Source organism: Pseudomonas sp. CBS, assembly GCF_024734645.1.
Classification (GTDB): domain Bacteria; phylum Pseudomonadota; class Gammaproteobacteria; order Pseudomonadales; family Pseudomonadaceae; genus Aquipseudomonas.
This window is the reverse complement of sequence record NZ_CP102929.1, coordinates 4,454,155-4,468,443: the sequence shown is the minus strand read 5'-3', so window position 1 is coordinate 4,468,443 and position 14,289 is coordinate 4,454,155. Positions and strand designations below refer to the sequence as shown.

At 60.4% G+C, this 14,289-nt stretch carries 12 protein-coding genes and 1 pseudogene; 8 read left to right on the top strand and 5 right to left on the bottom strand.

The features are described 5' to 3' along the window. Nucleotides 1–260: 260 nt before the first annotated feature. The 7 genes and pseudogenes from NVB75_RS20565 to NVB75_RS20535 all read left to right on the top strand — a co-directional run bounded on the left by NVB75_RS20565 (nt 261) and on the right by NVB75_RS20535 (nt 8,030). Nucleotides 261–1,919, top strand: coding sequence for a Na/Pi cotransporter family protein (locus NVB75_RS20565; RefSeq protein ID WP_258343040.1), 1,659 nt, complete (start codon nt 261–263; stop codon nt 1,917–1,919). 58 nt (nt 1,920–1,977) lie between these two features. Further along, complete coding sequence (locus NVB75_RS20560) at nt 1,978–3,360, top strand: pitrilysin family protein (RefSeq protein WP_258343039.1); 1,383 nt, start codon at nt 1,978–1,980, stop codon at nt 3,358–3,360. A gap of 72 nt (nt 3,361–3,432) precedes the next feature. Beyond that, nucleotides 3,433–4,476, top strand: coding sequence for a DUF2914 domain-containing protein (locus NVB75_RS20555; RefSeq protein WP_258343038.1), 1,044 nt, complete (start codon nt 3,433–3,435; stop codon nt 4,474–4,476). A 55-nt stretch (nt 4,477–4,531) separates the two neighbouring features. Then, nucleotides 4,532–5,682, top strand: a pseudogene (locus tag NVB75_RS20550) (MlaE family lipid ABC transporter permease subunit). Further along, a complete protein-coding gene (locus NVB75_RS20545) occupies nt 5,679–6,482 on the top strand; it encodes an ABC transporter ATP-binding protein (RefSeq protein ID WP_258343037.1) in 804 nt (267 codons plus the stop codon). The pseudogene NVB75_RS20550 and the gene NVB75_RS20545 overlap by 4 nt, the downstream one beginning before the upstream one ends. 1 nt (nt 6,483) lies before the next feature. Beyond that, nucleotides 6,484–7,422: an MlaD family protein gene (locus tag NVB75_RS20540; protein ID WP_258343036.1), complete on the top strand. Its 939-nt coding sequence runs from the start codon at nt 6,484–6,486 to the stop codon at nt 7,420–7,422. Then, the gene (locus NVB75_RS20535) at nt 7,419–8,030 is read left to right on the top strand and encodes an ABC-type transport auxiliary lipoprotein family protein (protein WP_258343034.1); all 612 of its coding nucleotides are present in this window, start codon (nt 7,419–7,421) and stop codon (nt 8,028–8,030) included. Before NVB75_RS20540 ends, NVB75_RS20535 begins: the two co-directional genes overlap by 4 nt. 119 nt (nt 8,031–8,149) lie before the next feature. Here the strand turns inward: NVB75_RS20535 and NVB75_RS20525 are convergent, their stop codons facing one another. The 5 genes from NVB75_RS20525 to NVB75_RS20505 all read right to left on the bottom strand — a co-directional run bounded on the left by NVB75_RS20525 (nt 8,150) and on the right by NVB75_RS20505 (nt 12,538). Further along, complete coding sequence (locus NVB75_RS20525) at nt 8,150–9,379, bottom strand: nucleoside recognition domain-containing protein (RefSeq protein ID WP_258343033.1); 1,230 nt, start codon at nt 9,377–9,379, stop codon at nt 8,150–8,152. Between the two features lie 100 nt (nt 9,380–9,479). Further along, complete coding sequence (gene gltP, locus NVB75_RS20520; protein WP_063033694.1) at nt 9,480–10,811, bottom strand: glutamate/aspartate:proton symporter GltP; 1,332 nt, start codon at nt 10,809–10,811, stop codon at nt 9,480–9,482. Between the two features lie 730 nt (nt 10,812–11,541). Further along, complete coding sequence (locus tag NVB75_RS20515) at nt 11,542–12,009, bottom strand: inhibitor of vertebrate lysozyme family protein (protein WP_258343031.1); 468 nt, start codon at nt 12,007–12,009, stop codon at nt 11,542–11,544. 2 nt (nt 12,010–12,011) lie between these two features. Then, nucleotides 12,012–12,176 (bottom strand): DUF1328 domain-containing protein, encoded by a 165-nt coding sequence (locus NVB75_RS20510; RefSeq protein ID WP_003170804.1) that lies wholly within the window; start codon nt 12,174–12,176, stop codon nt 12,012–12,014. 77 nt (nt 12,177–12,253) lie between these two features. Then, entirely contained in the window at nt 12,254–12,538 is a 285-nt protein-coding gene (locus tag NVB75_RS20505) for a hypothetical protein (RefSeq protein ID WP_258343029.1), read from the bottom strand. Nucleotides 12,539–12,936: 398 nt separating this feature from the next. On the opposite strand from NVB75_RS20505, the gene algB reads away from it, so the two are divergent. Then, nucleotides 12,937–14,283, top strand: coding sequence for a sigma-54-dependent response regulator transcription factor AlgB (algB, locus tag NVB75_RS20500; RefSeq protein WP_258343028.1), 1,347 nt, complete (start codon nt 12,937–12,939; stop codon nt 14,281–14,283). Nucleotides 14,284–14,289: the final 6 nt, after the last annotated feature.

Here is a 14,289-nt window from a genome sequence, read left to right as displayed (position 1 = left end):
GATCGCCAACGATAACGCGCGCAGTCTGATTGAACGCGTTGTCCTGGAGTGCTTCGCGAGCAAGCTCGCTCCTGCAAAGCCCCTTTTTTTCATCTGCAAAAAGCTGATTTCATGACAGTTTTGTTTCAATCCCGACTTTAGCTATGCGATGCTGGCGCCGAGCCCATTCGCCAACTACAGCTTAAGTACAAGACGTAGAAAGGCACGCGGCACTATTCACTGGCTCCGATTGGAGCACGACTCAACACAGGGGGCCCAGCATGCTGACCCTGCTCAATCTGCTTTCCGCGGTAACCCTGCTGATCTGGGGCACGCACATCGTCCGTACCGGCATCCTGCGGGTCTACGGCTCCAACTTGCGCCAGGTTATCGGGCAGAACATGTCCAAGCGGTGGCTGGCGTTTATCGCTGGCATCCTGGTAACGGCCATGGTGCAAAGCAGCAACGCCACGGCGATGCTGGTGACCTCATTTGTCGGCCAGGGCCTGATGGGCCTGATGCCCGCCTTGGCGACTATGCTCGGTGCCGACGTCGGTACCGCGCTGATGGCCCGGGTGCTGACCTTTGACCTGTCATGGCTGTCGCCGCTGTTGATTTTCCTTGGGGTGATTTTCTTCCTGTCGCGCAAACAGACGCGCGCCGGGCAGATGGGCCGCGTCGGAATCGGCCTCGGGCTGATCATCCTCGCACTGCAACTGATCGTCGAAGCCGCAGGCCCGATTACTCACGCGCAGGGCGTTAAAGTCCTGTTCGCCTCGCTGACCGGCGACATCTTGCTCGATGCCCTGGTCGGCGCACTGTTCGCGATGATTTCCTACTCCAGCCTGGCCGCCGTCCTGCTGACCGCGACCCTTGCCGGTGCCGGCGTGATCGGCCTGCACGTGGCCATCGGCCTGGTGATCGGCGCCAACATCGGCAGCGGCGTGCTGGCCTTCCTCAGTACCAGCATGCAGAACGCCGCCGGTCGCCAGGTGGCCCTGGGCAGCCTGCTGTACAAGCTGATCGGCTTGTTGCTGATCATCCCGGTACTCGACCCGCTGGTCGGTTGGATGGACAACCTGGACTACAGCGCCCAAGGCATGGTGATCACCTTCCACCTGCTCTATAACGTTATCCGGTGCCTGATCCTGCTGCCGACCATTGGCCCAATGTCCCGCTTGTGCGCCTGGTTACTGCCGGAACGCGAAGAGGTCAACGGCCTGGCCAAGCCACGCCACCTGGACCTGGCAGCCCTCGCCACCCCAAGCCTGGCACTGGCCAACGCCGCCCGCGAAACCCTGCGCCTGGGCGACCTGATCGACAACATGCTGACCTCAATGCTGGAAGTGCTGCGAGGCAAGCAGACCGCCATCACCCAGGAAATGCGCAGCCTGAGCGACGATGTCGAGGCGCTCTACAGCGCGATCAAACTCTACCTCGCGCAAATGCCCCGGGAAGACCTCAGCGAGCAAGACAGCCGACGCTGGGCCGAGATCATCGAGCTGTCGATCAACCTGAAGCTGGCCGGCGACCTGATCGAACGCATGCTGCGCAAGGTCCAGCAGCAAAAAACCTCTCAGCGCCGCTCGTTCTCCGAAGTCGGCCTGGAGGAACTGGCCGGCCTGCAATCTCAGTTGATCGCCAACCTGCGCCTGGGCCTGTCGGTGTTCCTCAGCGCCGACCCGGAAAGCGCCCGGCAACTGCTGCGGGAGAAACGTCGTTTTCGCGCCCAGGAGCGTCGCCTGGCCCACGCCCACGTCAGCCGCTTGCAACGTAAAATCGTACAGAGCCTGGAGACCAGTTCCCTGCACCTGGAGCTGATTGCCGACATGAAGCGTCTCAACTCGCTGTTCTGCAGCAGCGCTTATGTGGTGCTGGAAACCACCGACACCGGTGCGCTCTCGGCGGACGATATTGCCGACATCACCCATTCGCCCTGAACGTACGACGGCGAGTGAAGTCAGTTAACAACGGACCTCATTCGCCAGGAAGCCTGTTATGCGTCGCCTGCTATTCGCCTGCCTGCTCATCGGCTCGGCACACACCTTTGCCTTTGACCGCCTGCAAGTCGAGGGCTACACCCTGCCCAACGGCCTGCAATTGCTGCTCAAACCGGGCACTGAACGCGGCCATGTGGCCATTCGCCTGGTGGTGGGCGTGGGCCTGGATGACTTCAGTTGCGAAGACAAGGAGCTGCCGCACCTGCTGGAACACCTGCTGTTCAGCGGTATCGACGGCGGTGGCGAAGGTGAGCTGGAAGAACGCATGCAAGCCCTCGGCGGTGACTGGAACGCCTACACCAGCAACGCCGACACCACCTTCGTCATCGAGGCTCCGGCGCAAAACCAGCGCAAGGTGCTCGACCTGCTGCTGGCCATCATCACCCGCACCGAACTGACCGACGCCAACATCAACGCCGCCAAACAAGTGGTGGAGCGCGAAGACGGCGGCCACTACTCGCACCTGCAACGCCTGCTGGATCGACAGGACCTCGGCCACAAGGCCAGCAGCCAGCTTGCCGTGGAGCTGGGCCTCAAATGCGCCGAGCGGGCCGAAGTCGAGCACCTGACCCGCGACCAGTTGGAAAAACTGCGCAAGGCCTGGTACGCCCCCAACAACATGACCCTGATCATCGTCGGCGACCTCGACAAGCTGTTACCGGCCTACCTCGAACGCACCTACGGCGCGCTTGACCCGGTTGACCCCAGCGAACATCGGCCATTGCCGGAGATTCAACACGCCGCTGCCATCCGCCGCGATCTGATCCACGGCTGGGTCGGTGACAACGCCAAACTGCACTGGTTATTCCCCGAGCCGGTGCTGGACGATCAGTACGATGAAACCTTCGACCTGCTCAAGGACTACCTGGACTGGACGCTGTATCGCCAACTGCGGCTGCAGCATGGTTTGTCCTACGGCCCATGGAGCGAGCGCGAAGTACTGGGCGGCGTCGGCTTCATGAGCCTCAACGCCGACCTTGAGCGCGACGACCTGCCCGAAGCCGAGCAGGTGCTGGAAACTCTCAAGGCCCAACTGCTGCAGGACGGCCTCGACCCCACCACCTTTGCCCGCCTGCAACAAGCCGCCGTTGCCCGCCAGGCCTGGGCCGTTCAAGGCAACAGCGCGTTGGCCGACTATTACTGGAGTGCCTCGGGCGACTACGCCAAAGGGCGCTTCAGTGACCCGGCCAAGCGCATCAAGGCTGTCAGCCTGGCGCAAGCCAACCAGGCGATGCGCGAGTTGTTCAAGCAGAACGGCTACTGGCGCATCGAGAAACCGTTGTTCAGCTACGATTCCCTCAACTGGATCGCCGCCGGTGTGCTGGGGCTGATTGCGATTGTGTTGCTCGGCGTGTGGCGTTATCGCAAAGGGATTACGTAATGAGGCCCCGGGAAAACGGCTAAAACGTTATTCTGTCTGGGATTTTTTCCTACAAAGACTGTGAACTGCCGAATGCCTAACCTGACCCACTACATCCAGCGCATCCTCGAGCTGATGAAGCGCTACCCAGGGGTGATTGCACTCGGCGGCTTCATCTCGGGTGTGGGCAGCTTCATCCTGGTGGATCGCCAGCAAGGCATGGCCAGCTGGATCGCGGTCATCATGCTGGTGAGTTGGTTATGGCTGATGCTCGAAAACAGCCTCACCCAGCTGTTCAGCAAAGTCTTCAAACGGGAGATTCCCGAACCGCTGCTGCGCTACGCCACGCAGATGATCCACCAGGAAAGTCTATTTTTTGTCCTGCCGTTCTTTTTTGTCACCACCACCTGGAACAGCGGCCAGTCGATTTTTACCGGCCTGCTGGGCGCGGCGGCCCTGGTCTCGATCACCGACCCGCTGTACTACAAGTGGCTGGCGCCCAAGCGCTCGCTGTTTCTGGCACTGCATACCCTGACCCTGTTCGCAGCCCTGCTGACCGCGCTGCCGATCATCCTGCACCTGACCACCGCCGAGAGTTACAAACTGGCCCTCGGTGTGGCTATGGCGCTCTCTATCCCGAGCCTGGCCGTGAGCCTGCCGCTGCGCAGCATCAAAGGCTGGGCGATGCTGCTGGGGGTTACCGCGGCAATTGGTTGCGCCGGCTGGTTCCTGCGCAGTTGGGTGCCGCCCGCCACGCTGTGGATGACCGAAGTGGCCATCAGCACTCAATTGCAGGACCGCACGCCCGGCGATGACCTGAAAGAAGTCAGCGCCGCCCAACTGCGCAGCAGCGGGTTGTATGCCTACACCGCGATCAACGCGCCGCGCGGGCTGGATGAGCGGATCTACCATGTGTGGAAATTCAACGGCAAGGAAGTCGACCGTATCGCCCTGGATATCCATGGCGGGCGCAAGGAAGGTTATCGGGCCTGGACCCACAAGCAGAACTTCCCACCCGACTCGGTGGGACGCTGGCAGGTGCGAGTGCTGACCGAAGATGGTCAGGTGATCGGCGTGCTGCGCTTCAAGGTGACTGACCCTGGTCAGGGCGCTACTACGCCAGACGCGCCAAAGTAGGCAGGATCGTGCTATTACGTAGGAATTCTGGAATAGCCAAACAAGCTCGGAGCTTATGACCAGTAGCACAACGGCCGGTGCAGCCCATCTGGACACGTCCACCCAACCTCCACAGCTGAGGATTACGGGGGATTGGACGCTTGCCCACTATGCCAACCTGAAGAAGCTGTCGGAAAAGCTCGACGGCCAGTACGACGCTGGCGCGCGCATCGACCTTAACGGCCTCGGCGCCCTGGACACGGCCGGCGCCTCGCTGCTGGTGGAGTTGCTCGGCCCCGAGCGTATCGAACAATCCGCCGAACAGACCGACTGCAGCCTCTCTACCGCCGACCGCGCATTGCTCAAAACCGTTTACCGCTCCCTGAACGACTTCTGTGTGCCGGTCAAGGAACCGGAAGAAGCCGCCGGCATCATGTTGCTGGCGCGCATCGGCGGCGCGGTCTACACCGTCTGGCAAGACGGCATGAAACTGCTGGGCTTTATCGGCCTGATCCTCGAAACCTTCGCCCGTGGCGTGTTCCGGCCCAAGCGCGCTGGCGCGTGACGCCAATGGTTGCGCATATCGAACAAACCGGTCTCGACGCCGCGCCCATTGTGGCCTTGCTGACCTTTCTGGTGGGCGCGGTGGTCGCGTTTCTCGGCGCCACGGTGCTGGCCAGTTTTGGCGCGAGCATTTTTACCGTGGACCTGGTGGCGTTCTCGTTCCTGCGGGAATTCGGCGTATTGCTCACCGCAATCCTGATGGCCGGCCGCACCGCAAGTGCCTTCACCGCGCAAATCGGCTCGATGAAGGCCAACGAAGAAATCGACGCAATTCGCACCCTGGGCCTCGACCCGATGGAGTTACTGGTGCTGCCCCGCGTGCTGGCATTGCTGGTGGCGCTGCCGATGCTGACGTTCCTGGCGATGATCTCGGGGATTATCGGGGGTGGTGTGGTGTGCGCAGTGGCCCTGGATATTTCACCGGCGATGTTCCTCTCGCTGCTGCAATCGGACATTGGCGTACAGCACTTTATCGTCGGCATGATCAAGGCGCCGATCTTCGCATTCCTGATCGCGGCCATCGGCTGCCTGGAAGGATTCAAGGTCAGCGGCAGCGCCGAGTCCGTCGGCGCCCACACCACCTCCAGCGTGGTGCAATCGATTTTCGTGGTGATCGTGCTGGATGCGGTCGCCGCGCTGTTCTTCATGGAGATGGGCTGGTGAGTCGTTTACGCCGTGCGCCCACCGAGGCGGTGATCGAAGTCCGTGGGCTGTGCAACCGCTTTGGCCCGCAAAGCGTGCACGAGAACCTCGACCTGGATTTGTACAAGGGCGAAATCCTCGCCGTAGTCGGTGGCTCCGGCAGCGGCAAGTCGGTGCTGCTGCGCAGCATCATTGGTTTGCGCCAGCCGAGCGAAGGGGAAGTGCGGGTGTTCGGGCAGAACTTGCCGAGCCTCTCGGAGCACGAGCGCTCGATGGTGGAACGGCGCTTCGGTGTGCTGTTCCAGAAGGGCGCGCTGTTTTCCTCGCTGACGGTCACCGAAAACGTCGCCTTGCCGCTGATCGAACATGCCGGCCTCAGCCGTGCCGATGCCGAACACCTGGCGGCGGTAAAGCTGGCGCTGGCCGGGTTGCCGCTGTCGGCCGCGGACAAATATCCATCGTCACTCTCCGGCGGCATGATCAAGCGTGCGGCCCTGGCCCGTGCCCTGGCGCTGGACCCGGACATTCTGTTTCTCGACGAACCCACTGCCGGCCTCGATCCAATCGGCGCAGCCGCCTTCGATCAACTGATCCTGACCCTGCGTGATGCGTTGGGCCTGAGCGTGTTCCTGGTCACCCACGACCTCGACACGCTGTACACCATCACCGACCGCGTGGCAGTACTGGCGCAGAAAAAGGTACTGGTGGCGGATGCCATCGATGTCGTCTCGGAAACCGACGACGCCTGGATTCACGAATACTTCCATGGCCCACGGGGCCGCGCGGCACTGGATGCCGCTCAACTGCTCAACGAGGTATGACATGGAAACCCGAGCCCATCATGTGATGATCGGTCTGTTCAGCGTGATCGTCGTGGTCGGCGCCATGCTGTTTGGCCTGTGGCTGGCCAAATCCAGCGTCGACAGCGCCTTTCAGGATTACGAAGTGATCTTCAACGAGGCGGTCAGTGGCCTGTCCCAGGGCAGCGCGGTGCAGTACAGCGGGATCAAGGTGGGCGACGTCACCAGCCTGCGCCTCGACCCGAAAGACCCGCGCCGGGTATTGGCACGCATCCGTCTGGCCGGGCAAACACCGATCAAGGAAGACACCCAGGCCAAGCTGGCCCTGACCGGCATCACCGGCACCTCGATCATCCAGCTCAGCGGCGGCACACCCCAAAGCCCGGAGCTCAAGGGCAAGGACGGCGAACTGCCGCAAATCATTGCCTCACCGTCGCCTATCGCCCGCCTGCTGAACAACAGCAATGACCTGATGACCAGCATCAACCTGCTGCTGCACAACGCCAACCACATGTTCTCCCGGGAGAACGTCGATCGCCTCAGCAACACCCTGGACAACCTGCAACAGACCACCGGCGCGATTGCCGACCAACGCGGCGACATCAAGGTGGTGATGCAGCAATTGATGCAGGTGAGCAAACAGGCCAGCGCCACCCTGGAGCAAACCACCGCACTGATGCGCAACGCCAATGGTTTGCTCAATGATCAGGGCAAGCAGGTGTTCGGCAGTGCTGAAAAGGCCATGCAGTCCCTTCAACAAAGCACCGCCACCCTCGACACCTTGCTGACCAACAACAAGGATTCCCTGAACAGCGGCATGCAGGGTCTCAACGAACTGGCACCTGCGGTGCGCGAGCTGCGGGAAACCCTGGGCTCGTTGCGCGCCATTTCCCGCCGCCTGGAAGCCAACCCCAGCGGTTACCTGCTGGGCAGCGACAAGAACAAGGAGTTCACGCCATGAAGCGTGCTTACCAAGTGATCGCCCCCGTTGCCCTGGCATTGGTCAGTGCATGTTCGATCTTGCCCAAGGCGGACCCTTCGGACGTGTACCGGTTGCCTTCGGCGCAGACCACCACACAAGCCAGCCCTGTGGCCTGGTCACTGCGCGTGGCCAAGCCGCAGACCAGCGAATTCCTCGACAGCCCGCGGATCGCGGTGGTGCCCAATGGCGACCTGATCAGCAGCTATGCGAATTCCCGCTGGAGCGATCCGGCGCCAGTACTGTTGCGTAACCGGTTGCTGGACGGGTTCCAGCGGGACGGGCGGGTGACGTTGCTCAGTACCGATGAGACCAATCTGCAGGCGGACTTTGAGCTGGGCGGGCAGTTGCAGGCGTTTCAGAGTGAGTATCGCGGCAGTGCGGTTGAGGTGGTGATACGCCTGGATGCGCGGCTGGTGCGCGGCAGTGATCAGCGGATTATTGCCAGCAAGCGGTTTGAGGCGAGGCAGCCGGTGGGGGATACCAAGGTGCCAGCGGTGGTGGCCGGGTTTGGTCAGGCTGGGGATGCGTTGAACAAGCAGGTGGTGGATTGGGTTGTGAGCCAGGGCAATTCCGCACCGAGAAGATAGCCCACCAATGTAGGAGCGAGCTTGCTCGCGAAAATCGTCAACGATAACGCGGGGAACCTGATACCCCGCGTCGCTCTCAGGCTTTTCGCGAGCAAGCTCGCTCCTACAGGGATAGCGATTTAGCCGAAGAACCAGTAGCACACCGCAATCGCCGCCACGACGCCAGCAAACTCCGCCAACAACGCACACCCCACCGCATGCCGCGCCCGCTGGATTCCCACCGAGCCAAAGTACACCGCCAACACATAAAACGTGGTCTCGGTACTGCCCTGAATCGTTGCCGCCACCAGCGCAGGGAAGCTGTCCACGCCCTGGGTCTGCATCGTCTCAATCAGCATTGCCCGCGCCGCACTGCCGGAAAACGGCTTGACCATCGCCGTCGGCAACGCATCAACAAAGCGTGTATCCATGCCAGTCCAGGCCACCAGATGGCGAATCCCTTCCAGGCCGAAATCCAGCGCGCCAGACGCCCGCAACACGCCCACTGCGCAGAGCATCGCCACCAGGTACGGCAGCAGGTTCCTGGCGACGTCGAAGCCCTCTTTGGCCCCTTCGACAAATGCCTCGTAGACCTTGACCTTGCGCAGCGCGCCGATCACCAGGAACAACATGATCAGCCCGAACAGCGTCAGGTTGCCGAGGATCGAGGACAGCCCTGCCAGCGCAGTGGCTGAGAGCGTCGCCAGCAAGGCCATGAAGCCACCCAGTACCAGCGCCCCCGGAATCAGGTACGCAAGCACCACCGGGTCCCACAGCCGCAGGCGTTGCATCACCGCCACCGACAGCAGGCCCACCAGCGTCGAAGCACTGGTGGCCAGCAGGATCGGCAGGAACACCAGCGTCGGGTCCGGCGCACCTTGCTGGGCGCGGTACATGAAGATGGTGACCGGCAGCAGGGTCAGGGAAGATGCGTTCAGCACCAGGAACAGGATTTGCGCGTTGCTGGCGGTGTTGGGAATAGGGTTGAGTTCTTGCAGCGCCTTCATGGCCTTGAGGCCGATGGGCGTGGCCGCATTGTCGAGGCCCAGGCCGTTGGCGGCGAAGTTGAGGGTGATCAAGCCGATGGCCGGGTGGCCGGCGGGCACCTCCGGCATCAGGCGACGGAACAGTGGCCCCAGGGCCTTGGCCAGCCAATCGACGATCCCGGCTTTCTCGGCGATGCGCAGGAAGCCCAGCCACAAGGTCAGCGTGCCGAACAGCAACACCATGACCTCGACCGACAGCCTGGCCATGGCGAATATGCTTTCCACCATCGCCGCAAAGATGCCGGCGTTACCGCCAATCAGCCATTGCGCCAGCGCGGACACCATCGCCACGATAAAAAAGCCAAGCCACAGGCCATTGAGCATCAGTTGAATCCCCCGAAAGATGGGGCGAATGATAGCGGGGCTGGCAGAAACGACAAACCCCGGAATTTTCCGGGGTTTGTGTAGGAGCCAACTCTGGCGATCAGCCGCGAGTGGTCTCGCCGGCCGGCATCACTTGCTTGGTACGCCAGTGCGGCAGGGAGTTCCAATAACGCTCGCCCTTGGCGTCGTCGTACATGCCTTCCCAGCGGGAGATGACCAGTACGGCCAGGGCGTTGCCGATCACGTTCAGTGCAGTACGCGCCATGTCCATGATGCGGTCGACACCGGCGATGAACGCCAGGCCTTCCAGCGGAATACCCACGCTGCCCAGGGTCGCCAGCAGTACCACGAACGACACACCCGGTACGCCGGCGATGCCTTTGGAGGTGACCATCAGGGTCAGCACCAGCATCAGTTGCTGGCCAATCGACAGGTCGATGCCATACAGCTGCGCGATAAAAATCGCCGCGATGCTCTGGTACAGGGTCGAACCGTCGAGGTTGAACGAGTAGCCGGTCGGCACCACAAAGCTGCAGATCGCCTTCGGCGCGCCGTAGGCTTCCATTTTCTCGATCACACGTGGCAGCACGGTTTCGGAACTGGCAGTGGAGTAGGCCAGCACCAGCTCATCCTTGAAGATGCGCATCAACTTGATCACCGAGAAACCGAACAGGCGGGCGATCAGGCCGAGGACCACAAAGGCAAAGAACAGGATGGCGACGTAAACCAGGATCACCAGCTTGGCCAGCGGCAGCAGCGAAGCGAAACCGAAGTTGGCGACGGTCACCGCGATCAGCGCAAATACACCAATCGGGGCGTATTTCATGATCATGTGGGTGACTTTGAACATGCTCTCAGACACGCCCTGGAACATGGTGACCAGGGGCTCGCGCAGTTCAGGCTTGAGGCTCGACAAGCCGAGGCCGAACAACACCGAGAAGAAGATGATCGGCAGCATGTCGCCACGGGCGACGGCGGCGAAGATGTTCGACGGGATCAGGTTGAGGATCGTCTCGATGAACGCGTGCTCGTGCTGGACCTCAGCGGCAGTGGCCGTGTATTTGGAGATGTCGACGGTACCCAGGGTACTCATGTCGATGCCGGTACCCGGATGGAACAGGTTGGCCAGCAGCAGGCCGACCACAATGGCAATGGTGGTGACTACTTCGAAGTAAAGGATGGTTTTCACGCCGATCCGACCGAGCTTTTTCGCATCCCCAACACCGGCAATTCCGACAATCAGCGACGAAATCACGATCGGGATAACGATCATCTTGATCAGGCGGATAAAGATATCGCCAGCGGGCTGCAACACGTTGCTGATCCACCAGGCCTTTTCAGCACTGAAATGGTTAAGCACCGCACCGATTGCAATCCCCAGCACCAGACCGATGAGGATCTGCCAGGCGAGGCTTAGCTTTGCCTTCTTCATGTCATTACCCTTACTTCAAGTGGACTCAGGCAGATGCGCCAGCAGCTGGAACGCTCGGAAGCGAAAAAGGTGTGTGCATCTGCCCCCGTAGAAGGTCACCGCAGTTGGCCGATATGGCTCACTGGCAGGCGAAAAAAGGCGCAACTATTCCGATGCAAGGAGGCGACGTCTAATGCCGTAAACGCCTACCCTATGCCGAATCGGCATGAGTTTTTTTGAGTTTTTCTGTCTGAACGGTCAGTTCGAATGTGACATTTCGGCAGGCATAAATGCCGCGAACCGGCCATTTCAGGCTCGCGCAGGGTTTTTTGAGAATCGGCAGCTGCTGCTGAAAACTGCTGAAAATTCCTACGCATACCATCGAAAACTTTGTCTGGCAGGAGACAAACTTTCTCGATAGATGGTCACACGGAAACACCAAGAAATGGTTGAGGCGAAGCAAAAAGGGAAATTGCCGCTATAGGCGGTATGACAGAAGCGGGCATAAGAGCCGCAAGCCCGTCGCAAGTTCCACAAACCATCGGCTTGGGAACCTGCGTCGCAGCTTTTCACCTGACCCGGCCCTTGCGCAGGCACTCCCTGTACCCGTAGGTCACGCCGATCCGAACGATCAGAGCAACCCGACCCCTTGGTCATGCACCGCCCTTGTCGGGCGCTGCAAACAGAAAGAAGCATGGCGCTTCTTTCTATGGACGATAGGCCGATAGACGACAGGGTCGTCAGACCGAACCTAGTACCAATTCGGATCTTTCTTGAGCTGTTCCATCAACAGCTTCTGCATGCCTTCATCAGGCTTGCCAAGAAAGCGGTAGTCGGCGTGCCGCGTTGGCGATTTGTCTGCAGGCAAGCCCGCAGGAACTTCCACCAACATGGCGTACGCATCTTCTTTGTCGAAGCTGAAAGCGACGATCAGGCGCTTGTTAAGGCACGTATCTGCGGTTTCACACAGCGGCCCTACCAAGTACTTGTCACCGTCCTCTTCAACGGCATTCATTTGTTCAGCGCTGCCCGACAGGTTCATCACCCATTCCGGCAGGCGCTCTTCCTTCTTGACCACGCTCTGCCAGGTTTCGCGGTATTGCGGATCCGCGCTCAGCAGTTCGTTGGCCCGAGTCTGGCCGTCATTGGCAGCCAGCGCCAGGCCACTGCCGCCCAATAACAGGGCGGCAGTCAGGGCTTTAAGGGACGAATTGAACATGCTTAGCCTCGGCCACGACGGCCAAAGAAGAAGGAAGCGATGAACATCACCAGGAAGACCACAAACAGAATCTTGGCGATACCCGTGGCGGTGCCCGCGATACCACCGAAGCCCAGGACTGCAGCCACAATGGCGATGATCAGAAATGTGATTGCCCAACTCAACATGGTGATTCTCCTTACGCTTCTTTTAGGGGTAACAGCGGTGATGCGTGCGATCGCTTGATTCAAGGACCGTGTATTGCCTAGAACACCCAGCGTTCCTGATAAGGCAGGTCGCCGAGGGTGGAGTCTTGTTCAACCGCCGTCAGTTGCGGGGTTGTCACGTCGGCGGTGGTGCTGCCGACGGAACGGAAATGGGTCTGGGTCATCATGGGACGTTCAAAATGCGCGACTTGCTGGTGACTCTGCTGCCAATGCGCCAATTGCTGACCGCCGATCAAAGTCACCAACAGGGCCAGGCTGGCAAACAGCCCCTGTTGCAGACGCAGTGGCGATACACGCAGTTGAGTGAGGCTTTGGCGAGTCATGCTGTGTCTCTCCCGCATTCTGATCTGATTATTCGTTGGTGACGCTCGTATGAGGTGTATTGCAGCCTGCGTGCCAGTTTTTTAACAAAATAAAACTCAACAAAATCAAATAGTTAAAAACAAAAGCGCTTTGACACCACGAGCATCCTGCACGATGCCCCTATCCTTACCGTGCGAAATGCACGATGGTCACTGGTCGGATCAGGGGATAGGAGAGCAACGTTCGACTGCCGAAGTGGCTACAGGGAGGTAAAAACGCCATGAATCGGCGTCTCTGTAAGAAGAAGCGCAGATAGCTGCGCGATGACGGCTTTAATCAATCAGAATAAACCATGCAACTTGCCCGATTATTCCGGGACTAAACAACATCATTCATTTTTAGTGGGAGCGCGGGACAGATGGAATCAGCCAAGGAACTTCAAGGCCGCATTCTTTTAGTGGATGACGAATCCGCGATCCTTCGCACCTTCCGATACTGCCTGGAAGATGAAGGCTACACCGTAGCCACCGCCAACAGCGCCGCCCAAGCCGATGCCCTGTTGCAACGCCAGGTGTTTGACCTGTGCTTCCTTGACCTGCGCTTGGGCGAAGACAACGGCCTCGACGTATTGGCGCAAATGCGCGTCCAGGCGCCATGGATGCGGGTGGTGATCGTCACCGCCCATTCGGCTGTCGACACTGCAGTAGATGCGATCCAGGCCGGCGCGGCCGACTACCTGGTTAAACCTTGCAGCCCCGACCAATTGCGTCTGGCCACGGCCAAACAGTTGGAAGTACGCCAGCTCTCGGCGCGCCTGGAAGCCCTGGAAGGCGCAGTGCGCCAGCCCAAGGACGGTCTGGACTCACACAGCCCGGCAATGATGGTGGTGCTGGAAACCGCACGCCAAGTGGCAGGCACTGATGCCAACATCCTGATTCTCGGCGAGTCCGGCACCGGTAAAGGTGAGCTGGCCCGAGCGATACACGGTTGGAGCAAGCGGGCGAAAAAATCCTGCGTCACCATCAACTGCCCGTCGCTGACGGCGGAGCTGATGGAAAGCGAGCTGTTCGGCCATAGCCGTGGTGCGTTTACGGGCGCCAGTGAAAGCACCCTGGGCCGCGTCAACCAGGCAGATGGCGGTACGCTGTTTCTCGACGAGATCGGCGACTTTCCTTTGACCTTGCAACCCAAGTTGCTGCGTTTTATTCAGGACAAGGAATACGAGCGCGTCGGCGACCCGGTGACTCGTCGCGCCGACGTGCGAATTCTCGCCGCTACCAACCTGAACCTGGAAGACATGGTCCGCGACGGCCGTTTCCGCGAAGACCTGCTGTATCGCCTCAATGTAATCACCTTGCACCTGCCGCCCCTGCGCGAACGCAGCGAAGATATCCTGACCCTGGCCGACCGCTTCCTGGCGCGCTTCGTGAAGGAATATGCGCGGCCGGCCCGCGGATTCAGCGACGAAGCCCGCGAGGCGCTGCTCAACTACCGCTGGCCGGGGAACATTCGTGAGCTGCGCAACGTGGTGGAGCGCGCGAGCATCATCTGCCCACAGGAAAAGGTTGAGATCAGCCACCTCGGCATGGCCGAACAGCCAACCAACAACGCCCCGCGTATTGGTGCGGCGTTGAGCCTGGATGAACTGGAGAAGGCCCATATCGGCGCCGTGCTGGCCACCAGTGACACCCTGGACCAGGCGGCACGAACCCTCGGCATTGATGCGTCAACGCTGTACCGCAAACGCAAACAATACAACCTGTGAGCTGTA

What these genes read in the sequence shown, in the direction of transcription:
- NVB75_RS20565 (WP_258343040.1), top strand. Translation starts at nt 261, where the DNA reads ATGCTGACCCTGCTCAATCTGCTTTCCGCGGTAACCCTGCTGATCTGG.
- NVB75_RS20560 (WP_258343039.1), top strand. Translation starts at nt 1,978, where the DNA reads ATGCGTCGCCTGCTATTCGCCTGCCTGCTCATCGGCTCGGCACACACC.
- NVB75_RS20555 (WP_258343038.1), top strand. Translation starts at nt 3,433, where the DNA reads ATGCCTAACCTGACCCACTACATCCAGCGCATCCTCGAGCTGATGAAG.
- NVB75_RS20540 (WP_258343036.1), top strand. Translation starts at nt 6,484, where the DNA reads ATGGAAACCCGAGCCCATCATGTGATGATCGGTCTGTTCAGCGTGATC.
- NVB75_RS20535 (WP_258343034.1), top strand. Translation starts at nt 7,419, where the DNA reads ATGAAGCGTGCTTACCAAGTGATCGCCCCCGTTGCCCTGGCATTGGTC.
- NVB75_RS20525 (WP_258343033.1), bottom strand. Translation starts at nt 9,379, where the DNA reads ATGCTCAATGGCCTGTGGCTTGGCTTTTTTATCGTGGCGATGGTGTCC.
- gltP (WP_063033694.1), bottom strand. Translation starts at nt 10,811, where the DNA reads ATGAAGAAGGCAAAGCTAAGCCTCGCCTGGCAGATCCTCATCGGTCTG.
- NVB75_RS20515 (WP_258343031.1), bottom strand. Translation starts at nt 12,009, where the DNA reads ATGTTCAATTCGTCCCTTAAAGCCCTGACTGCCGCCCTGTTATTGGGC.
- NVB75_RS20510 (WP_003170804.1), bottom strand. Translation starts at nt 12,176, where the DNA reads ATGTTGAGTTGGGCAATCACATTTCTGATCATCGCCATTGTGGCTGCA.
- NVB75_RS20505 (WP_258343029.1), bottom strand. Translation starts at nt 12,538, where the DNA reads ATGACTCGCCAAAGCCTCACTCAACTGCGTGTATCGCCACTGCGTCTG.
- algB (WP_258343028.1), top strand. Translation starts at nt 12,937, where the DNA reads ATGGAATCAGCCAAGGAACTTCAAGGCCGCATTCTTTTAGTGGATGAC.